General features: G+C 62.4%; 16 protein-coding genes. 6 read left to right on the top strand and 10 right to left on the bottom strand.

Annotation, left to right across the window (positions count from 1 at the left end; translation table 11 throughout):
- Positions 1-422 precede the first annotated feature (422 nt).
- Positions 423-3,176: an alpha-L-rhamnosidase gene (locus D2E23_RS09570; RefSeq protein ID WP_126030681.1), complete on the bottom strand. Its 2,754-nt coding sequence runs from the start codon at positions 3,174-3,176 to the stop codon at positions 423-425.
- Positions 3,177-3,449: 273 nt separating this feature from the next.
- The gene (locus tag D2E23_RS09565; protein WP_126030680.1) at positions 3,450-4,070 is read right to left on the bottom strand and encodes a TetR/AcrR family transcriptional regulator; all 621 of its coding nucleotides are present in this window, start codon (positions 4,068-4,070) and stop codon (positions 3,450-3,452) included.
- Between the two features lie 565 nt (positions 4,071-4,635).
- Here D2E23_RS09565 and D2E23_RS09560 point away from each other — a divergent pair.
- From D2E23_RS09560 to D2E23_RS09550, 3 genes are all read left to right on the top strand, one after another.
- Complete coding sequence (locus D2E23_RS09560) at positions 4,636-5,916, top strand: MFS transporter (RefSeq protein ID WP_126030679.1); 1,281 nt, start codon at positions 4,636-4,638, stop codon at positions 5,914-5,916.
- A gap of 297 nt (positions 5,917-6,213) precedes the next feature.
- A complete protein-coding gene (locus tag D2E23_RS09555) occupies positions 6,214-6,501 on the top strand; it encodes a type II toxin-antitoxin system RelE/ParE family toxin (protein WP_126030678.1) in 288 nt (95 codons plus the stop codon).
- Complete coding sequence (locus D2E23_RS09550) at positions 6,473-6,778, top strand: HigA family addiction module antitoxin (protein ID WP_093961110.1); 306 nt, start codon at positions 6,473-6,475, stop codon at positions 6,776-6,778. Before D2E23_RS09555 ends, D2E23_RS09550 begins: the two co-directional genes overlap by 29 nt.
- A 445-nt stretch (positions 6,779-7,223) precedes the next feature.
- On the opposite strand, the gene D2E23_RS09545 is transcribed toward D2E23_RS09550, so the two are convergent.
- The 5 genes from D2E23_RS09545 to D2E23_RS09525 form a co-directional block, all read right to left on the bottom strand.
- Positions 7,224-9,602 (bottom strand): glycoside hydrolase family 3 N-terminal domain-containing protein, encoded by a 2,379-nt coding sequence (locus tag D2E23_RS09545; protein ID WP_420897300.1) that lies wholly within the window; start codon positions 9,600-9,602, stop codon positions 7,224-7,226.
- A 205-nt stretch (positions 9,603-9,807) separates the two neighbouring features.
- Positions 9,808-11,151: an MFS transporter gene (locus D2E23_RS09540; protein WP_126030676.1), complete on the bottom strand. Its 1,344-nt coding sequence runs from the start codon at positions 11,149-11,151 to the stop codon at positions 9,808-9,810.
- 264 nt (positions 11,152-11,415) lie between these two features.
- Entirely contained in the window at positions 11,416-12,057 is a 642-nt protein-coding gene (locus D2E23_RS09535) for a TetR/AcrR family transcriptional regulator (RefSeq protein WP_206432030.1), read from the bottom strand.
- Between the two features lie 290 nt (positions 12,058-12,347).
- Entirely contained in the window at positions 12,348-14,594 is a 2,247-nt protein-coding gene (locus D2E23_RS09530) for an exo-alpha-(1->6)-L-arabinopyranosidase (RefSeq protein ID WP_126030674.1), read from the bottom strand.
- A 181-nt stretch (positions 14,595-14,775) separates the two neighbouring features.
- The gene (locus D2E23_RS09525; RefSeq protein ID WP_126030673.1) at positions 14,776-15,150 is read right to left on the bottom strand and encodes a hypothetical protein; all 375 of its coding nucleotides are present in this window, start codon (positions 15,148-15,150) and stop codon (positions 14,776-14,778) included.
- Between D2E23_RS09525 and D2E23_RS09520 the strand changes: the two genes are divergently transcribed.
- From D2E23_RS09520 to D2E23_RS09510, 3 genes are all read left to right on the top strand, one after another.
- Entirely contained in the window at positions 15,137-15,751 is a 615-nt protein-coding gene (locus D2E23_RS09520) for a TetR/AcrR family transcriptional regulator (protein ID WP_126030672.1), read from the top strand. The genes D2E23_RS09525 and D2E23_RS09520 overlap by 14 nt on opposite strands.
- Before the next feature lie 88 nt (positions 15,752-15,839).
- Positions 15,840-17,375: a carboxylesterase/lipase family protein gene (locus tag D2E23_RS09515; RefSeq protein WP_126030671.1), complete on the top strand. Its 1,536-nt coding sequence runs from the start codon at positions 15,840-15,842 to the stop codon at positions 17,373-17,375.
- A gap of 341 nt (positions 17,376-17,716) precedes the next feature.
- Positions 17,717-18,166 carry a cytidine deaminase gene (locus D2E23_RS09510; protein ID WP_164520771.1) on the top strand — a complete coding sequence of 150 codons (450 nt, stop codon included), beginning with the start codon at positions 17,717-17,719 and terminating at the stop codon, positions 18,164-18,166.
- Between the two features lie 137 nt (positions 18,167-18,303).
- Here D2E23_RS09510 and D2E23_RS09505 read toward each other — a convergent pair whose 3' ends face one another.
- The 3 genes from D2E23_RS09505 to D2E23_RS09495 form a co-directional block, all read right to left on the bottom strand.
- Positions 18,304-19,050 (bottom strand): LysE family translocator, encoded by a 747-nt coding sequence (locus D2E23_RS09505; RefSeq protein WP_126030670.1) that lies wholly within the window; start codon positions 19,048-19,050, stop codon positions 18,304-18,306.
- 222 nt (positions 19,051-19,272) lie between these two features.
- A complete protein-coding gene (locus D2E23_RS09500; protein WP_126030669.1) occupies positions 19,273-20,616 on the bottom strand; it encodes a glycoside hydrolase family 30 protein in 1,344 nt (447 codons plus the stop codon).
- A gap of 51 nt (positions 20,617-20,667) precedes the next feature.
- Positions 20,668-21,996: an MFS transporter gene (locus D2E23_RS09495; RefSeq protein WP_126030668.1), complete on the bottom strand. Its 1,329-nt coding sequence runs from the start codon at positions 21,994-21,996 to the stop codon at positions 20,668-20,670.
- Between the last annotated feature and the right edge of the window lie 85 nt (positions 21,997-22,081).

The following is a 22,081-nucleotide window of genomic DNA, read 5'->3' as shown; positions in this document are numbered from 1 at the left end:
GAAGGGAAGGGAAGGGAAGGGAAGGGAAGGGAAGGGAAGGGAATGGTAGCCGGAAGAGCTGAGTGTGGTGGGGCGATGGGCGGGGATCGACTGTATCAGCGGAGGTGATTTGATATGCTCCGCAATCAAATCACCGGAGCGAGGCCAAACGGCCCGAGTGTGTCGATCCCCGTCCATCGTCCCGCCACACGGCCAAGCCAGCCGTTGCTCCGATCACCTCATCCGTCCGCCTTCGGCGGCCACCTTCCCCTCAAGGGGAAGGAAAGGGATTACTTCCAGCCGTCTTCCCTCTCAGGGGCTTATTTCAAGCTACCTTCCCCTCGGGGCTACAGAGGTGTGAGATCGTTTCGACGACTTCCGCTGTCCCTCCCTCAGTCGCTGCGCGACAGCTCCCTCCCGAGGAGGGAGCACGGGCCGCTTGCTCAGAGGCGGATGGTGAGGGTGTGGTGACCGGGGGTGAGCTCCTGCAGGTCGGGGCCGATCTCCAGGGAGGCGACGGTGCCTACGGGCACGTCGACGTTCAGGGTCATCACGCGGCCGGCATTGGTCGAGGCGGAACCGGATTCGAGCGTACCGGCGGCAATACCATCGCCGGATTCGGTCGCACCAACACCAACACCGATACCCGTGACATCACCAGTCGTGCCACCGTCAGTCACGCTCCACGAGCAGGAGGCCAGGCCGTACGGAGTCATGTGCGATGTGGAGGCATGGTCGATGCCACCGCCGGGCATGGGCGCCACGCGGAATCGTCGCCAACCGGGCTCGATCGGCTCGAGTCCGCCGATGCGCGCGTGCAGCCAGTGCGCCACCGAGCCGAGCGCGTAATGGTTGAACGAGGTCATGCCGCCCGGGTTCACCGTGCCGTCGGGCATCATCGAATCCCAACGCTCCCACGTGGTGGTGGCACCCATCTTCACCTGGTACAGCCAGCTCGGGCATTCGGTCGACAGCAGCAGCGAGTAGGCCTCCTCGTCGTGGCCGGTGCGACTCAGCGCAGGCAGTACGTACGGGGTGCCGGCGAAGCCCGTGGCCACCTTGCCGCCGGATTCGCGCACAAGCTGCGCCAGACGGTCGCCGGCCGCGGCGCGCAGCGTATCGTCGTCGTCAAGCAGGCCGAGCGCGATGGCGAGCGCGTACGCGCACTGGGTGTCGGATGTCATGATGCCGTCCTCGCCCACGTACCGTCCGATGAATCCGCCGTGAACGTGGTCGTACAGTCGTCCGAACCGCAGGGCGTCCTCGGGTTCGCCGAGTACGCGCGCCACGTCGGCGGCGATGCGGCAGCTCTGCGCGAAGAACGCGGTGGCGACGAGCACCTTGTCGGTCATGGCGAGCATCGGGTCGTCCGGCGGGGCGGTGGGGTCGAGCCAGTCGCCGAGCTGTCCGATGGCGAATTCGGGTCGGCGCTCCCATACGCCATCCTCGGAGAGATATCCGGCCACTTCGTCAATCCACGTGGTCATGAGCGGGTAGGAGCGGCGCAGCAGTTCGGTGTCGCCGCCGTCCATATAAAGCGCCCACGGCACGATCGCCGCCGAATCGCCCCAGATGGCGATGGCCGCGGCGGTACCCCATGCGCCGATCGGGATGAACGGCACGTAGAACGGCACGGTGCCGTATCGCAGCTGCTCGCCGCGCACGTCCTCGAGCCAGTTGGCGAGGAAGCTCTGCGTATCGTACAGGTAGGTGGCGGTGGGGGAGAACAGCGAGATGTCGCCGGTCCAGCCCATGCGTTCGTCGCGCTGCGGGCAGTCCATGGGGATGGACACGAAGTTGGAGCGCATGGACCATACGGCGTTGCTGTGCAGCTGGTTGACCATGGGGTTGGAGCAGTCGAACCAGCCGGTGCGTTCCATGTCGGTGTGGTAGATGCGGCAGTCGATGTCGTCGGCGGTGAGTTCGCCCTTGTAGCCTTCGATGCTGGCGTAGCGGAAGCCGTGCATGGCGAAGCGCGGCTCCCACCAGGCGTCGGTGCCGTTGGACGTGTAGACATCGCACTGCTGGCCGCGGCGCAGGGTGCGGGTGGCGAGGGAGCCGTCGGGGTTGAGCACTTCGACGTGGCGCATGGTGACGGTGTCGCCGGAGGCCAGTCCGCGCATGTGGACGCGCATGCGCTGCGAGCAGTTCTGTCCGAAGTCGATCAGCCAGCTGCCGTCGTCGCGCTTGACGATCGATACCGGCTCATCGCGTTCGATCGGGCGGACGGGCGGCAGTTCGGCGTTGACGAGCTTGGTGGTGTCGTAGTGGACCTCGGCGACGGGCTTCCATGACGAGTCGTCGAATCCGGGCATGGACCAGCCGGGCTGTTCGAGGCGCGCGTCGTAGTGCTCGCCTTCGTACAGGTCGGAGCAGACGATCGGGCCGGGCGTGACCTTCCATGTGCGATCCCACGAGTTGGACAGGATTCGCTCGGTGCCGCCGTCGGGGTAGACGAGATCGATCTGTGCGGCCACGCCGATCCTGTCGCCGTAGAAGTTGACCCAGCCGCCGTCGAAGCCGAGTCGGCCTCGCCACCAGCCGTCGCCCAGCCAGAAGCCGAGCGCGTTGGCGCCGGATACGAGTTGGTCGGTGACGTCGAAGGTCCAGCAGTCAAGTCGGTCGGAGTAGACGGTCCAGCCGGGCAGCAGTGCGTCGTCGGCGATCTTCACGCCGTTGATCTCCGCCTCGACTACGCCGAGCGCGGTCAGGGTCAGGCGCGCGGCGTCCGGCTTGTCACGCAGATTGATTTCGGCGCGAACGAGCGGCAGATGACGATGATCGGTCTCCGGCTCCACCCAGGACGGGCCGACGAAATCGGCGAAGTGCTGGAAGTTCTCCAGCAGAGCGGCCTCGAACCGTACGGGGGATGACGTGGGGGAGAGGGGTTCTCCGTTCGGGCCGATCAATTGCACGGTGACAACGGCCGATTCAAAGGACGCGAGCGCAGGCAGAGGCCATGCGCACAGGGTGTTGTCTGCAGCGGGAACGCGGGCCTCCTGCACGACGGGTTCAGCGGCACCCAACGTTCGGCGTTCCACGTGAAACACGATTTCCGAGTCGGCCGGCGGTTCGACGGCGTAATCCCACGACAGACGCGGGGTACCGGTGGGCAGGCCGATGACATCGCCGTGCGCGTGCTCGACGCGCAGTCGGGAGATGGACTGTTCGACGGTCTGGGTTGCGTTGGTCATCATTCATCACTCCTTCGCACGCTGACGTGCGGTTTCGCATACCACTTCGTATTCGATGGTCGTATCCAGACGTGGGCGCACACGGCATGACGGCGTTCCGGCACGGCCGGTCACGTTTGGATTATGGGGAGCAATGAAGTTGAGACCCACTATAACCGTGGGGGAATCGGCGACACGCCGGTTGGGTAGCTCTCCGGCGGCACCTCATCCGTCGCGTTTGGCGCGACACCTTCCCCTCGAGGGGAAGGAAAAAGGATGCGAGCAGCCGGGAAAAGATCAGCGGTAGCCGTCCCAGGTGGGGGAGGGGAAGAGGTAGTCGGCGTATCGCTGCCACTCGGCAGGGTAGTCGATCTCGGGATTGGCCAGCCAGCGTCCCTCGAGACCGTACATGGCTGCGTAGGCGAGCATGTACACCAGATGTCCGTCCACGCCGTCCGGCACCAGCCAGTCGGTGTCGTAGTACTGTTCCGAAATGTTCACCGTACGCTGCACAAAGTAGTTATGCGCGGGATGATCGGGAGACATGGCCTCGGTGTTCAGCATCTCGAACAGTCGCACCAGTTCGGGCTGCTTGGAATTCTGGTCCACCACAACCTGCATGACCTCGGGGATGCGCGGCTTGTCGCTCTCACGCGCGCCGCCCGGTTGGAACTGCTTGAGATAATCGTTCGCGGCGCCGCTGTTGTCGTAGTACCGTTCAAGCACCAGCATGAGCAGGTTCTGCTTGTTGAGGATGCGATGGATCACGGCCGTCTGTGAAACACCGATCTCACTGGCCACGTCCTGCAGGGAGAAGCCGTTATATCCCTTCTCTCCGATGAGTCGTACGGCCACGTCCAGGATCTGCTCGAGTCGTTCCTCGGCACTCATGCGTGGCGTGCCTTTTGTGCTCGCCATAGTCTCATCCCCTGTTGTTTCTTGCTGATGGTGTCGGATTTTCTCGGATCATTCGTCCGCGATCGAGCACTCATCGTACCCGAACACCCCCTTGCGCACACGTACACGCGTGTTCATCGTCACAAAACACAGACCATCGCGACCTCTCGCACATGCCGCGACCGGCCGTCACGCCCTCCGTACGCGCTCCTTAATGCGATCCCATCGAGGAGCGAGAGGGACAAACCCTCCACCCTTAGTGCGATCACACTACGGAACGAGAGAGGACAGACCTTCCGCCTTAGTGTGATCACACTAAGGCATAACCGATAACGCAGGCCAGTCTTTTTATGTCAGCGCTCACAAAAATGCGCGACACGCCTCGAATTCCAACGAATTTGACAGGCAAGTTACCTGATACTAACTTATAAGTTACTTAACGGTAACCGATGGTTGCCGCACCGGAACAATGAAGTTATATCGGACCAACCCCTATGAGATGGAGCTCTCATAGACCCTGCAGACCACTGCAAACCGCCAATAACGCCAAATCGTCAATATGACACACGCCAAGGAAGGTGTTGTTATGGAAGAGAAGACCGTCGCCATCGGTGATGACATCGCACCCGACACGGGCAAGCCGATGCCGAAGTCCCAGATGATCCGCTTCGCCGCAGGCTTCATCATCTTCAACATCATGTGGATGATGGCCGGCAGCGCCGGATCGTCCGTGCTGCTGCCGAACCGCTTCAACGATCTGAACATCGGCATGACCCCCGAGGCCATCCTCGCCTCGATGAACTCCATCGGCATCATCTTCGCCCTGATCTCCAACGTCGTCTTCGGCGCGCTGTCCGACGCCACCCACGGCAAGCTGGGCAAGCGCACCCCGTGGATCATCCCCGGCGGCATCATCGCCGGCATCGGCTACTACATGACCTCCGTGGCCGTCACCCTCACCGGCATCGTAGCCTGGTGGTCCGTGCTGCAGATCGGTCTGAACATGATGATCGCCCCGTGCGTCGCCATCCTCTCCGACCGCATCCCGCAGAAGATTCGCGGCACCCTCTCCGCCTTCTACGGCGTGGGCCAGATCGTCGGTCAGTCCCTCGGCGCGATCATCGGCGCCGCGTTCGTTACCAACCCGCGCCCCGGCTTCCTCGTCGGCGTGGTGATCTGGGTGCTCACCGGCATCGTCACCATCATCATCATTCCGAAGGAGCTGCCCGCCGTCGCCAAGGATGGCGAATCCTTCAGCGTCAAGCAGATCGTCATGCAGTTCCGTCCGCCGGTCAAGGGCGCCCGTGACTTCTACCTCGCGCTCGTTGGCCGCCTGCTCATGATCTTCGGCTACAACATGATCATGGGCTACCAGCTCTACGTCTGCCAGAAGTACATCGGTCTGAGCACCACCGACGCAGCCGCCACCGTGTCCACCATGGCCACCATCGTGATGGTCGTCTCCCTGATCTTCGCCCTCGCCGGCGGCCCGATCTCCGACAAGCTCGGCAAGCGCAAGCTGCCCGTGTTCGTCGCCTCCGCGATCATGTCCATCGGTCTGGTCGTGCCGTGGCTCGCCCCCACCCGCACCAGCATGCTGATCTTCTCCGCCATCATGGCCGTCGGCTACGGCATCTACATGGCCGTCGATCAGGCGCTGAACGTGGACGTGCTGCCGAACCCGGACGACGCCGGCAAGGATCTGGGCATCCTCAACCTCGCCAACACCCTCGGTCAGGTGATCGCCCCGATCGTCACCTCCTCCATCGTGATCGCCACCGGCTCCTACGCCCTCGCCTTCCCGAGCGCCATCGCCGCCGTGATGGCCGGTGCCGTGATCATCCTCTTCATCAAGAAGGCCAAGTAGTCTTCCCGCGGTGGGCCCTCGGTGTGTGCGGGGTCGCCCACTCATAGACTTCTTCTTCCGTTTCTCCCTTCCCCCAGGCCCGACCATCGCGTCGGGCCTGTTTCGTTCCCGCCAGTTCACAAAACGACGATACGAATTCGGAACGCTGAAATTCCAAGGGGCATAGTTGGGTATCGTCATTTTATGTACCACTCGACCGGAGAAGTCAAAGAAGATGACATGCCTCCAGAAGGCATAAAGTAATTACTCGACATACTATCGATTGACGATAGTAACGTTTCACATTAGTATATGAACATGAGAACACGAGATTCCGAGCTCACCGAGTTTCTGTACGGCGGTCGATATCCCAAAGGATATCCGACAGGCTGCGAAAAACAGCTTATACGCAAGCTGCAGATGCTCAAGGCTGCGCACGCACTGCAGGATCTGAAAGTACCGCCGGGAAACCGACTTGAAGCGCTGTCCGGAAATCTTCTCGGACATTGGAGCATTCGCGTCAACCAACAGTATCGTCTCGTATTCCTTTGGGACGATGAGGCAAAGGAGGCTATTGATGTCTATTTCTGCGACTACCACAGCTGACGGCTTCTACAGCACCCCTGGCGAAATTCTCAAAGAGGAATTTCTGGAGCCGCTGAACATCAGCAACTATCGACTGGCCAAGACCATCGGTGTATCCGAAACCGCGGTGGGAGAGATCGTACACAACAAAAGACGTATCACCACACCTATGGCCGTGCGACTCAGCAAGGCTTTGGGCACCACCCCGGAATTCTGGATCTCACTTCAGAGCGATTATGATTTGCTGACATTCGACGCGTCGAGTGTAGGAGATATCAAGCCGCTGGTCTCCGCGTAGTCAATGCGCGCCCGACGGCATACATGTCACTGTTTCACGTGAAACAGTGGAGTACATAGGGTCATGCGCAGTGTTGTTTCATACGGGGTTTGAGCCCTCCCCTCAGTCTGCCTTCGGCAGACAGCTCCCCTCAGAGAGGGGAGCCGGAGGAAAGGGGCCAAGTGGCTTAGGCTCCCCTCCGGGGGAGGGGAGCTGTCGGCGACAGCCGACTGAGGGGAGAGATCAACCCGAGACACGTCAGCTGTCATAAATGCGGCAATCCTGCAGGCCTACGCCACAAACATCCTGCATACAGGGTTGAGGCCAGACGCTCCCCTCAGTCTGCCTTCGGCAGACAGCTCCCCTCAGAGAGGGGAGCCATAGGAAAGGTGGCTTTCCCTAGCCGAGTGGCTTCGGCTCCCCTCAGAGAGGGGGAGCCGAAGAGGAAACGGCAGGTGGTTGCCGACTACTGCACCGTGAAGGTGACGCGCTTGAGGTCTTCGCGGCGGCTGGAGTGGCCGATCAGCAGTTCGAATTCGCCGGGTTCGACGATGCGGCGCGCGTCCGGACCGACGATCGAGCAGTCGGTGACCGGAATCTCGAATTCGACGGTCTTGGTTTCGCCCGGCTCGAGTTCAACGCGACGGAACGCCTTGAGCTCTCGATCGGTCCAGCTCACCGACGTGACCACGTCACCCACGTACGCCTGCACGACCTCAACTCCGGCGCGATCGCCGGTGTTCGTCACGTCCACGTGGGCGCGGATCACATCGTCCTTGCCGAACGTCACACCACCGTTGCCGTCATCACCGCCGTCACCGCCATCGATCACCACGTCGCCATATTCGAACGTGGTGTACGCCTGCCCCTCGCCGAACGCGAACGCCGGATCCTGCGTCAGGTCGGCGTACCGGTTGCCGTGCTGGCCGCGAATCTGGTTGTAGTACACGGGCAGCTGTCCGGCGTGACGCGGGAACGTGATCGGCAGTCGGCCGCTCGGATCGGTGATGCCGAGAATGATCTCGGCGATCGCCTGACCGCCCTTCATACCCGGGCTCGGCGCCCACAGGATCGAGCCGGTACCGGTCGCGGGGTCGGACACACGCTTGGCGAAGACGCCGTTCTCGCCGACGATGCTCGCCGGCAGAATCTGCGGCTTGGAGCTCATGAGCACCACGACCAGCGGCTTGCCTGTTTCACGTGAAACATCGGCAAGCGCATCGAGCAGCGCGTTCTGTCCGCCGAGCAGGTCAAGCGTCGCCGTGGAACACGTCTCGCCGACCAACTGCACGACATCGCCGACCACGGCCACGATCAGATCGGCACGGCAGGCGTTCTCCACGGCCTCGTCGATCAACGCCTGGTCGACCGCGGCGGAGACGCCGATCTTCGGACGCGGCTGACCGTCGGGGTAGAGCTCGCCCTCGGGATCGGTCACCAGATCGACCACGTTCGCGCCACGCGAGTACGTCACGGTCCAGTCGTACGGCACCAGCGCCTCGAAGGCGTCCTTCACCGTGGTGATGGTCTCGCGCGGATGACCGTCCGGCATCCACGTGACCTGACCGGAGTTGCCGGCCCAGTCGCCGAGCTGGTTCTGCGCATCGTCGGCAAGCGGGCCGATCAGCGCGATGCGCTTCGGGGAGCCTGCCGCACCACCGGTCGAGGCCACGCCATCCGCACCATCCGCACCGCCGACCGCGAACGGCAGCGCGCCATCGTTGCGCAACAGCGCCACCGACTGACGCGCCAGCTCCAGATTCGTCTCACCATGCTCGGCAGACCCGATCACCGCCTTGATGCGTTCGGCATTCGGCAGACGCGGATCCTCGAACAGTCCCAGACGGAACTTCAGCGCCAGGATGCGTGAAACAGCGGAGTCAAGTTCAGCCTCGGTGAGCATGCCGGCTGCGATCGCCTCGTACGCACCGTCGTAGAACTGCGGCGTGGTCATGACCAGATCGTTGCCTGCCTTGACGGCGGCCGCGGCGGCGTGCGCAAAGTCGGGCTGCACCTTCTGCTCCCACACGGACCGGCCGACGTTGTCCCAGTCGGTGATCAGCGTGCCCTTGTAGCCCCACTCGCCGCGCAGCACGTCGGACAGCAGCCACTTGTTGAACGTGACCGGCACGCCTTCGATCGACTCGTAACCGAGCATGAACGTGCCGCAGCCCTCCTTGGCCACGCGCTCGAACGGCGGCAGGAACCAGGAGGCGAGCTTGCGATGCGAGAGGTCGGCCTCGGACGCGTCACGACCGCCCTGCGTCTCGGAGTATCCGGCGAAGTGCTTGGCCGTGGCCAGGATGGCGTCCTTGTCGAGCGAACCGGACGTGGCCGGACCCTTCTGATAACCGCGGACCATGGCCGACGCCATCTCGCCGATCAGGTGCGGATCCTCGCCGAACGTCTCGCCCACGCGACCCCAGCGAGTGTCGCGCGCGATGCACAGCACAGGGGAGAAGGTCCAGTGCACGCCGGTGGACGCGCCCTCCTCGGCGGTCACGCGCGCGGCCTTCTCGACGAGCGACGGGTTCCACGAAACGGCCATGCCGAGCTGTTCGGGGAAGATGGTGGCGCCGGGGTAGAACGAGTAGCCGTGGATCAGGTCCTCGCCGATGATCAGCGGGATCTGCAGTCGCGTCCGCTTCACCAGATCGGCGGCGCGATACAGGTTCTCGGGGCTGGTGTGCAGGATCGATCCGACGTTCACGCGCAGGATCTCGTCGTCAAGATCGCCGCGTGCGTCGAGCTGCATCATCTGGCCGATCTTTTCGCGGATCGTCATGCGGCCCAGCAGATCGGCGATGCGTTCATCCACGCTCAGCGACGGATCGCGGAACGGCATGGCGGAGGTATCCTCCGGCGTGACGGATGACGCTTTGTCCTGATCCTTGGTTTTGTTGTCGGTCATGGGTTTCCTTCCTCATCGAAGTCTAAAAATCACACATAATTATCTACTAACCATTCGGTAGATAAATACTACAGTCTTTTACAACGTTCCACAAGTCGAGAGACAAACATCTCATGCATGCCCCGACTTCTTCAGCACATCACTTCACGGCCTTGATCGCCATGATGAACACGCATCCGAGCACGGCGAAGGCGATGGAGATGAAGAACGCGGGCATGTATGTACCGGTGGCCACCACGACGGACGACGTAATGATGGGGCCGGCCATCTGACCAAGAGTGGTGGCCAGATTCAGAATACCCAGATCCTTGCCGGCCTCCTCCTTGCTGGACAACACATCGACATTCAGCGCCTGATCCACGGAACCATACACGGCATACCCCAAACCAGCGATGCCGGCGAACAGATACATGCCCATCGCGCTCGGCATGACCAACGGCATAGCGACACCAGTGGCAAAGCAGAGCGACGCCACGACGACCGGCACCTTACGACGACCGATGAGATCAGAGATCGGGCCTCCACCGAGGGAACCGATCAGACCGACGATCAGCGTGATGGTCGACATCACGGAGACGACCACCGCGGACTCCTGCACCCCCATTCCCACATAATCCTGCACGATGTACAGCTGATAGGCGCTGATCATCTGATAACTCAGCAGCATGCACAGGCGGCCGCCGAATGCCTTGTAGAAGTCATGATTGTCACCGAATTTCGGAGGCCGGAAACTTACCAGCACGTCCTTGAGACCACCCTCGCTCTGAGGCAGGTAGTCCGCGGACTCCTCGCTGGGCATGATCGCCACCGAAACGGCGCCCGACAGCGCCATAAGCACACCGGCCACGATCAGGCCGGGGAACATGTTGGTGATGAACAGCGAACCGAGCATGGTGCCAATAGGCGCGCCGATGGCCGAACCACCACCATAAAACGCGGACATGGTTCCACGGGTACCCTGCGGCACGCGGTCCGAGATCACGGCAACCAAAGGAGCGATCATCATGTTCAGACCGACCATGGAGAGGCAGTAGCAGATCGTAAGCAAAACCGGATTGGTCATGATTCCGGTCAAGAACAGCGTCACACCCCCAAGGAATCCACCGGCGATGATCCACGGAGTGCGGCGGCCCAGACGGGAACGCGACCGATCGGAGAAATTGCCGAAGATCACATTGGCGAGCAATGATGCAACAGCCGTACACGCATTGATGACACCCATCAGCGCTTCAGGCGATCCGGCGTTGATCTCCTTGAGATGCTGCGGCAAGATCACTGCACTGACGACGCACAGACCGCTCATCCACAGCACGCCGAACAGCAGGAATCCAGCACCGAATCTCGCATAGGTCAGCTTGGATACAGGACGACCGGTTTCCGGGCTGAGCACAGGATTTTCCGAGGCGGCAGAGACAGCGGCGTTATGGGCGGCCAGACGCTTCTCCTTGGACAGATTCACGGATGGAGTGTATGACGAATCCATGATGATACTCCTTTTTATCCTCATCGATTACGAAGTAGACAGATGGGCGATCAGCAGGTAAGATCCTCAGCACTGACACCTTATCGACCACTTGTCCGGTAAGGAAAACTATAAGCAGGCAGCACACTATCGTCAACTTGGTAGATAACGGCGTGTCGAAAGAGATTATGCCGAGAAAAACGCTGATTCTTTAGCGATATAATTTATCGACATACCGGTCGATAAATATAAAATTTCTGGATCCAGATATAGAGTTTTGAACCTCTACTTATACCCGTCCCACAAAGGGGAGGGAAACATGATCGACTCGAACTGCAGCCACTCATCGTACAGATCGATCGGGGAATCACGTAGCCAACGCAGCTGGATCCCATCCATGGTCTCCATGCACAGCCGCACACGCGGACGCATCACCGTCTCCCAGTCGCCGACCTGAGGCGGGATACGCCACGGAAACGGCAGGTAATCCTGCCAGATATCATCAAAACGACGTTCAAAATCCTCATGCAGCGGATGCGAGACTGACAGCGACTCAACCGACAACACCGAGAACAGTCGCACCATCGACCGCCGTTGCGCATTATGCCGAACCAGGAATCTCAGATAGGCGGGAAACAGCGGTCCTTCAGGGTCGGAACCTGGAAGCCCCGATCGCAGAAAATCGTCGACCGTACCGCCGCCAGCATATACATCGTCGATCACCATACGGATCAGACCGTTCTTGTCGCCTATGTAGTGCAGCAAGCCGGAATGGCTCATGCCCACTTCATCCGCAACATCACGGATGGACACAGCGTTGGAGCCACGTTCGCCGATCAGTTTCGCGGCGGCCTCTGCGATCTCCCTACGGCGCTCCTCCGGGTTCTTGCGCACCCTCTTCTTTCCGCCGGTCGACTCAGCCACGATTCCCCCTCTTGTCTTTCGGCAACGTTCGTATTTCACGTCCGATTGTCGCACAGCCCCCGACCGCCCCAAACGCAAAGCGCCCCCTCCAGAGGAGGGAGCTGGCCGACCAACGGTCGGACTGAGGGAGGGGTCGCGATCCGGATAGGGTGCGGAATCCCTTCCTCAGTCGCGCATTCGCGCGACAGCTCCCTCCCAAGGAGGGAGCACTGCAATATGTCGAATATGTCGGTCACCTCATCCGACCGACTGCGTCGGCCACCTTCCCCTCAAGGGGAAGGTAGACGCGCGGGTCAGGCGGTGGCCTTGGCGTACTCGTCGAGCAGGAAGGCGGTGGTCTGCTTGCCGGGCTCACCGAGCAGCGTGGTCAGGCTGTTGATCGGCATGGAGTTGAGGAACATGTCCATCATGTCGTTCTGCGGCAGCTTGGGAAGCTCACCGGCGTCGGCCTTGGCGACCAGATCGGCCACGATCTTGGAGCCGATCGGGTCGGTCTTCCACTCGCCGAAGGTGGACCATTCGGTCAGGGCCGCGGTCTTGCCGTCGCCGTCGAGAGCGATCGCGCCGGTGGCGACGATGTCGCGGGAGCTCACGCCCACCTCGACCGTGTACTCGCCGGATTCCACGTGCCAGTCATTGAACTTCTCGGACCAGTAGGCGAACGCACGCTCGTCGAGGTCGACGGTCACGGTCTTGGATTCGCCGGCGGCCAGGAACACCTTGACGAAGCCCTTGAGCTCGTGCTTCGGACGAGCCACGTCGGCCTTGCCGGGAGCGACGTACACCTGCACGACTTCAGCGCCGTCCACGTCGGACGTATTGGTCACGGTGGCGGTCACGGACGCGGTGTTGGCGCCGGTCTTGGCCACGGTCACGTCGGAGATCTCGAAGCTCGCGTAGCTCAGGCCGTAGCCGAACGGGTAGGCGACCTCCTTGCCGTAGGTGTCGTAGTAGCGGTAGCCGACGAACACGCCCTCGCCGTAGTCCACGTGCCCCTCCTCGCCGGGCCAGTTGAGCATGGATGGATCGTCGAGGATGTTCATCGGAATGGTCTGGGCCAGCTTGCCGGACGGGCTCTGCACGCCGAAGATCACGTCGGCCATGGCCGGGCCGCCGCACTGGCCGAGCAGCCAGGTCTCGAGGATGCCCTTGGCGTGGTCGCGCCACGGGGCCACGGAGACGACGGATCCATTGGACAGCACCACCACGACGTTCTTGTTCGCGGCGGACACCTCCTTGAGCAGCTCCACCTGCTTGGCGGGGATGTCGAGGGTCTCGCGGTCGAAGCCCTCGGATTCGGCTTCCTCGGGCAGGCCGAGGAACAGCAGCACCACGTCGGCACCCTTGGCGGTCTCCACGGCCTCGGCGGTCAGGGCCGGATCCTGCGGCTCATCGGCGAAGGTGAAGCCGGGGGCGAAGGCGGCGTCGATGCCACGGTCCTTGAGGGTGTCGAGGAAGCCGGTCATCTTGGTGGGGGTGATGTGCGAGGAGCCACCGCCCTGGTAGCGCAGGGAGCGCGCGAACTCGCCGATCACGGCGACCTTGGCGTCGGCGGCCACGGGCAGCACGGCGTCGTCGTTCTTCAGCAGCACGATGGATTCCACTGCGGCCTGACGGGCCACCTCGTCGTGGGCGTCCACGTCGAAGCGGTAGCCGTCGATGCTCATAGCGGCGCGGGACTTGTTCACCAGGTCGATCATGCCCTGGGCCATGCGGTCGAGCTGTTCGGGCTGGATGCGGCCGTCGCGTGCGGCGTACACGATCTGGTCGTCGGTGTAGCTCGGCGGCATCTCCAGGTTCAGGCCGGCGTTCAGGGAGGCCACGCGGTCGTGGTCGGCGCCCCAGTCGGACATCACAATGCCCTTGAAGCCCCACTCGTCGCGCAGCACGTCGGTGAGCAGCCAGTGGTTCTGGGCGGAGTGCACGCCGTTGATCTTGTTGTAGGAGCACATGATGGTCCACGGCTGGGCGTCCTTGACGATGTGCTCGAAGGCCGGGAAGTAGATCTCACGCAGCGCGCGCTGGGAGACGTTGGCGGAGACGCGCAGACGGTCGGTCTCCTGGTTGTTCACGGCGAAGTGCTTGAGGGAGGTGCCCACGCCCTTGGACTGCACGCCCTTGACCAGGCCGGCGGCCTCGTGGCCGGCGAGGAACGGATCCTCGGACCAGTACTCGAAGCAGCGGCCGCCCAGCGGGTTGCGCTTGATGTTCACGCCGGGGCCGAGGATGACGGCCACCTTCTCCTGAATGCACTCCTCGCCCATGGCCTCGCCCACCTGGAAGGCCAGATCCGGGTTCCATGCGCTCGACAGGCCGGCGGCCGGCGGGAAGCAGGTGGCGGGCACGGAGTCGTTGAGGTCGGTCTCGCCGGTGCTGGAGGCGTTGGCCTTGCGCAGTCCGTGGGGGCCGTCGGTGATCATGTAACCGGGGATGCCCTTGTGTTCAACGCCCTGCAGATGCCAGGCGTCGCCGCCGGAAGTCAGGCTGGCCTTCTCCTCGAGAGTCAGGTCGTTGACGCTGGGGTAGGTGCTCTCGCTCATTGTGCCTCGTTTCCTTGTGGTCGTTGACGCCGGCCGCCATGCCGTCGTCGTGCGTGTGCGTTGGTTGCGTATTGGTTGGTAAACGTGGACCCCTGGCTGATTCCGATCTCGACGACGAAATCCTGAACCAACCGGTTGGTAAGCAATAATATATCATGCCGAAACTTACGACACGCTAACTTCAGTTCGACTTTTCGACGATGTTCGACGCCACCCCTCGCTCTTCCGCCATTCCCGCGACGCCGAACTTGAGTTTTGTGGTTTTCTTCGTCACGCAGGCGGAAATCTCCATTGCCAGCTCACTGTTTTCCATGCGGAATGACCTCGTCACGGAAGAAAAAACCACAAAACTCGGCATCTCATAGCAACTACGACGAAAATCCCGCCATCCGCTTACCAACCGAACGGTATTGATTATGATGGTTAGGCAGTGACGCAGAGAAGACCGGCTAACAGAGGCTTCCGGCAGAACCCCGAAAGCAAGGCCGGCAGGCACCGGCAAGGACCAGATCGATCGGCCGGCAGAGGAAAGGAAGAAGGCCATGACTTCAGCCACGACGGCCAGCAGCACACATCATCGCACCAACCGCGAGCCCGACCGCCGCGAAAAAATCCTCGCCGCCACCGTGGAGTACTTCGGCACCCTCGGCTACTACGGCACCTCTATCCAGAAGATCGCCACCAAGGTGGGGCTCACCAAGGCCGGCGTGCTGCATTACGTGGGCAGCAAGGAGGGTCTGCTCGAACTGGTGCTCACCGAGATGTACGACAAGGAGACCAACGAGCTGCTCGCCTCGCTCGAGCACGCCGAAAAGCCGTCGATCGCCGCCATGTTCCGCGAGAACGTGGCCATCAACGTTAAGCGTCCCCAGCTGGTGCACATGTTCTCCACGCTGAGCGCGGAGGCCCTGGATCCGAACCATCCGGCCCACGACTACTTCGCCCAGCGCGAGCGCAACGGCGTGGAACAGTCGATGAAGATCGACTGGGCGGTTCCCGACGGCGTGGATCCGGCCGACGTGCTGCTCGCCGGCTTCAGCATGATGGACGGCGCCCAGCTGCGCTGGCTGCGCACCCCTGGTCAGGATTTCCAGAAGATGTGGGCCCGCTGCGAGGATGTTCTCTTCCCGCTTCCTCTCTGGGAGGGCTACCGCTGAGCCTTTCTCAGCCAGTCCCGGCCGGACTGCGTTCAGCCGACTGAGGGATGGCGCCACCACATCATCGTTTGCAAAGGAGAAAACGATCATGCCCCAGACATTCCTCTACGAACCACTGACCCCCGCGCCCGTCGTGCAGACCACGCACGGCAAGGTGCAGGGCCGCTGGCAGAACGCCACGTCGGCCGCATATCTCGGCATTCCGTTCGCCGCGGCGCCGTTCGGCGAGCATCGTTTCACCGCGCCGGTCGATCCCGAACCGTGGGACGGCGTCAGGCAGACCGTGGACTACGGTCCCACGCCGCAGCGTCGCCCGTTCGGCGATCTGGTCACGATTCCCGAGCCGTCCATTCCCGGCGAATCGGTGCTGAACGTCAACGTGTTCACGCCGGCGCCGCGCGACCGATCGGCCAAGCTGCCGGTGCTGGTGTGGATTCACGGCGGCGGCTGGTTCGCCGGCTCGCCCGCGTCGCCGTGGTACAACGGCAGCACGTTCAACGCGCGTGGCATCGTCACGGTCACGGTGTCGTATCGTCTGGGATTCGATGGCTTCGGCTGGATGGATGGCGCCCCGCTCAACCGCGGCACGCTCGACCAGATCAAGGCGCTGGAATGGGTGCGCGACAACATCGCGGCGTTCGGCGGCGACCCGGACCGCGTGACCATCGCCGGACAGTCGGCCGGCGGCGGCAATGTGATGGTGCTGGCCTCCTCGCCCAAGGCACGCGGCCTGTTCCGTAGCGTGATCAGTGAATCCGGATCGTTCGGCACACCCACCGTTGCGGACGCGATGATCGGCGGACGCAAACTGGCCGAACGACTCGGCGTCAAGCCGACCATCGACGGCTTCCGCACGGTCGATCACGACACGATCCTCGACAACGAACGCAAGACCAACCACACCGAAGGCGTGCCGTCGGCGGTGCTCGACGCCGATACGCTGCTCGGCGTGCTGCGCGATGGCCTGCTCGACAAGAACGGCATGATCTACGTGCCGGTGGTGGACGGTGAGGTGCTGACCCGGCCGATCGCCGCATCCCAGACCGCCGGCGCGGGCAATGACGTGTCGGTGCTCATGGGCACGACCCGCAACGAAATGAAGTTCTCCATGCCGAACGGTCCGACGTTGGCCGATACGGTGAGTGCTTTCAAAACGGCCGGGCTGAGTGACGACGCCATCGGTCATTTCACCGCGGAGATCGACAAGCTCGACGGCGAGGAATACATTCCCGGTCAGATCATGACGACCATGACCTTCTCCGTGGGATTGGCGAGCATCGCGGCCGCACGGCGGGCCGCCGGAGTCGGCGATCGCACGTGGCTCTACGATTTCGCACAACAGTCGTCCACCGACAACGCGTGCACGCACTGCGCGGATATCCCGTATTTCTTCGGCAATCTGGACGCGGTCAAGGTGGAGCAGGTGCTCGGGCATCATCCGTCGCAATATCTCGCGTCGGTGATGAACGGACTATGGGCCGAGTTCATCGCGACCGGGCGTCTGTCCCGGCCGACCGTGGACGATCATCCCTACGGCGCCATCCGTCTTCAGGGCGACGCCACCTACGATCCGGAGGCATACCGATTCCCCTACGAACTACTAACACACGCGGCCGCGCAGTAACCCATCACGCTCCCCAGCTCCCCTCCCATCGTGCTCCCTCCAAGGGAAGGAGGGTCCTCCACCCAAATAGCCCTCCCTCCCACTGTGCTCCCTCCGAGGGAGGGAGCTGTCGGGCACCGCCCGACTGAGGGAGGGCTCCACACCCCACCGCCGCGCCGCCACACCCACCACACCACCGGCACCTCACCCACGCATCCGTTCACCCCGGCGCCGCAACTCCCTGCACACCCGTTCACTTTCCCCATGCACAGCGTTTCACAACCATCTTCGGCACGTACAATGAGCGCGGAACCGAAATCCCAACCAATCCCAACTGCGACGACGCAAAAAAGGAGCATGACATGAGCACGATCACCACCGAGGAACTGATCACCAAGGCCATCGAGGCACGCAAGCTGGCGTACACGCCCTACTCGCACTTCCAGGTCGGCGCGGCGCTCGAGGCCAAGGACGGCACGGTGTACACGGGCTGCAACATCGAGAACATGGGCTTCGCGCCCACCATCTGCGCCGAGCGCACGGCCTGCGCCAAGGCCGTGTCCGAAGGCCACCGCGAGTTCACGCGCATCGTGGTCGTCGGCAGCGCCGAGGGCCCGATCACCGCGTTCTGCTCGCCGTGCGGCATGTGCCGCGAGTTCCTGTGCGAGTTCTGCGAGCGCGACTTCCAGATCATTCTGGCCGTCAGCCCCACCGAATACAAGACGTACACGCTCGACGAGCTCTACCCGCTCACCGAGAAGCCGGTCTTCGACACCGACGACCCGTTCAAGGGCGCGTTCGGCGGCAAGTGATCGTCCGACTCGCTTCACCAAGCCGATAATTATTTCATTGAACTAATCGGTATACGAGAACTTATGAGAACTCCCGCTGGGTATGTACCCAGCGGGAGTTCTCATATAACGATCGTCGGAAAGCCCGACGTGGAGCCCTACAGTCGGCTTTTGACCACGTCGGCGATGGTCACGCCGCCGAGGATGGCCATGATGCCGCCGGACACCAGTCCGAGGATGCGCTGCGAACGCTCGTTGCGCAGTCGGCCGGCGAAGAACGATGCCGCGTATGCGACGGTGGTGAGCACGATCACGCTTTCGACGAAGTGCACCATGCCGAGTGAGATGCCCATTTCCAGATTGCCCACGCCGGGCACCAGGAACTGCGGGATGATGGCGATGTAGAAGACGCCGATCTTGGGATTGAAGAAGTCGGTGAGGAAGCCACGCCAGAACGACTGTGCGCATTCCCTGAACGTCGAGCCGCGCAGCATTCCCATCATTCCGGCGAGGCCGGGCTTCCCGGGAAGCTGTCGCGTCGAAGACACTGTCGATGAGGTGTCACCAGCAGCCCCGTCGGTCTTGATCTCCACCGGCTCGGCCTTGCCGTCCCCGCTTTTCTTTTTCCGTGCCATGCTGAACGCCAGATAGAACAAGTACAGTCCGCCGAGTACGCGGATCGCGTCATATGCCATGGGGAATGCGCTGATCAGCGCCGCCAGTCCGACCGCCGCGGCCACGGCCCACACCAGCACGCCGCAGGAGATGCCCCATACAGCGGCGAGTCCGCGGGCGCGCGTGGTGTTGATCGTCTCGTGCAGCACCATCATCATGTCGAGCCCCGGCACCAAAGCCATGGATCCCGCCACCAGCGCGAACCCCAATAACGCCTGCATGTAGGTCATATTGCCTCCCGAACGCCTCGTTTCCGGTTCACGATCTGAAGACCCCCTCAAATCGTGAACCAGACCTCTCCCAGAGCCGCCTTTCGGCGGCTTCTCACTTTTCCTTGAAATCCTAACGCTTTCGCGTCACCGGAAAAGTCCGCGTTCCATGGGAGACCATGCCATGCCCAGTTCACGATCTGAAACCCCCTTCAAATCGTGAACTGGACCTGCCTCACAACCTCACAGCACAAACGTGTTGAACGACCGCGGGGCAAGGGTGACTTCAAATCCGCGCGAGGCGTCGGCCGGGTCGGCGAACGTGAACGGCATCTCGTAGTCGAGCGCGTTCTGCGCCACCACGGCAATCGTGCCGTCCGGGTTGCGGAAGGCAATGGCCATGGAGTTGAAGTGTCCGGTGGTGCCGAGGACCGTGGCGCCGGGCTTCACGTACTTCGAGAAGTGGCGCATCACGTAGTACTCGGGGTTGCGGCGCACCTCGTGTGTGTCGGCGGTGATGGTGAACAGCGAATTCTGCCACCAGCCCCAGGTGGAATCCTGGTCGTCGAGGATCATATTCCAGTAAGTGTAGGCGGTGGCGCCGTTGCGCAGATAGTGGTTGATCAAGTGGAAGACGTATTCCGCGTACTCCCACGTGTTCTGTCCGTCACCGCATTCGGATTCGGACTGGATGAGTTCGATCTCCGGCCACGATTCGTGCGTGCGGGCGATGCAGTTCTGCCCGGCCCACTGGTAGGCGATGCCCTTGATGAACCTGCGCGCGTCCTCGTCGAAGAGGATGTTGTCGACGAAGCGGTTGTAGTTGTTGAGCGTCATGCCATAGCCGCCGCCGGTCCACGCCATGTCTTCCGGACCGTTGAGCGTTCCCAGCCAGATGTCGGTGCTCAGTCCGGCCTCCTCGAACGCGGGCCCGAGGTAGTCGCGGATGAACGTCTTGAGCGCGTCGGAGTCCCACAGGGCGCTCGGGAACTTCTGGTCGGCGAACACCTCGTTCTGCACGTGCAGCTGGGTCACGTCGATGCCGTGTTCGGCGTACGCCTGCACGTACTTGACAAGATACTTGGCGTATGCGGTGAGGTTTTCCGGCGTCTGCACCAGTCGACCGTAGTTGTAGGCCTTGGGGCGCTTCATCCACGTGGGCGGGCTCCACGGGCTGGAGAACAGCTGCATGTTCGGCTGCCATTCCTGCGCACGGTGGATGTAGGGGATGAGCGTCTGCTCGTCGCGTTCGACGGAGAAGTGCTCCATCTCGTAGTCGCCTTCGACCTCGTCGTAGCTGTACCAGTGGTCGGCGAAGTCGTTGGCACCGACGGGCGCGCGGTTGAACGTGAAGTTCATTTCGTCGGGGCTGAACAGTTCCTTGATGATCTGGTCGCGTTCCTCACTGGTCACGGTCTGCAGCGGCAGCCAGCCGAGTTCGTTGAAGCAGCCGCCGAAGCCGCGCAGCGTCTGATATTCGTTACCGTCGAGCGCGAGATCGGATGCGGCAGTGGCGTTGGTGTGCCTGACGTCGGCGCTGCGGTCGACGAGTTTGTCGTTCTGCGTGGTGGCGATCCATGTGGTCATGATTTCTGTTTCCTTTCGTGGATGTCCGATAAATGACGGGCGGCGGGCGGCCTACTTGACGCCCTTGATGATCTGGATGAAGAAGCAGCCGATGACGGCCAGCGCGATGGAGACCGGGAAGGCGAACGTGTAGCCGGCGTTCACCACGATGGCGCTCATGATGATCGGGCCGCACATCTGGCCGAGCGTGGTGGCCAGGTTGAGGATGCCGAGATCTTTGCCGGCCTCCTCCTTGTTCGGCAGCACGTCGACGAGCAGCGCCTGATCGACGGCGGAGTAGACGGCGTAGCCGAGTCCGGCGATGCCGGCGAACAGGTACATGCCCATCGAGGAGGGGAAGATCCACGGCATGGCGATGCCGACGGCGAACAGCACGGATGCGACGATGACGGGCACCTTGCGGCGACCGATGAGATCGGAGACCGGTCCGGAGATGAACGAGCCGATGAGCGAGACGACCATGATGATCGAAGAGACCACGGAGATCGTGACAGCGGACTGCTTCACGCTCTGACCGATGTAGTTCTGGATGATGTACAGCTGGTACACGTTGATCATCTGGTAGCTGACGAGCATGCAGAAGCGTCCGGCGAACGCCTTGTAGAAGTCGTGGGCGGTGGAGAACTTCGGCGGGCGGAAGCTCACGAGGATGTCCTTGACGGAGCTCTCCTCCTTGGGCAGGTAGTCGGCGGACTGTTCGCGCGGCATGATGATTACGGCGACCACGCCGCCGAGGAACATGAGCACGCCGGCGACGGCGAATCCGGGGATCAGGTTGGTGATGAACAGTGCGCCGATCATGGTGCCGATGGGCGCGCCGATGGTGGAGCCGGCGCCGTAGAAGGCGCTCATGGTGCCGCGCACGCCGGAGGGCACACGGTCGGAGAGAATGGCGACCAGCGGGGCGATCATGCAGTTGAGGCCGAACATGCAGGCGCAGTAGAAGATGGTGAGCAGCACGGCGTTGTGCGTGGTGCCGGTGAGGAACAGCGTGACGCCGCCGAGGAACGCGCCGAACACGATCCACGGGGTGCGGCGGCCGAAGCGGGAGCGGGAACGGTCGGAGAAGTTGCCGAACAGCAGGTTGGAGACCAGCGACGCGACGGCGGTGAACGAGTTGACGATGCCGACCAGGGCCTCGGGGTCGGCGCCTTCGATGGCCTTGTAGTGCTCGGGCAGCAGTACCGAGGAGACGATGCCGAGACCGCTCATCCACAGGATGCCGAACACCAGGAATCCGGCACCGAAGCGGAACAGCGTGGACTTGGAGACCGGCTTGCCGGTTTCGGGGGAGAGCGAGGGATCCTTGTCGGCGGCGGCGATCGCGGCGTTGTGCGCGACGAGCCGTTCTTCCTTGGACAGGGTTGCGGTTGCGGCCATTTGAATTCGAGCCTTTCTAAACGACCTTGTTTGTTCTTCAGTCTTCCGTGTCTTCCTTGACGGACCGACATGTGCTCAGCGCGCT

This window comes from Bifidobacterium callimiconis (assembly GCF_003952005.1).
GTDB lineage: Bacteria > Actinomycetota > Actinomycetes > Actinomycetales > Bifidobacteriaceae > Galliscardovia > Galliscardovia callimiconis.
Note: the sequence above shows the minus strand (reverse complement) of the source record. Positions and strands in the feature narration are given on the sequence as shown.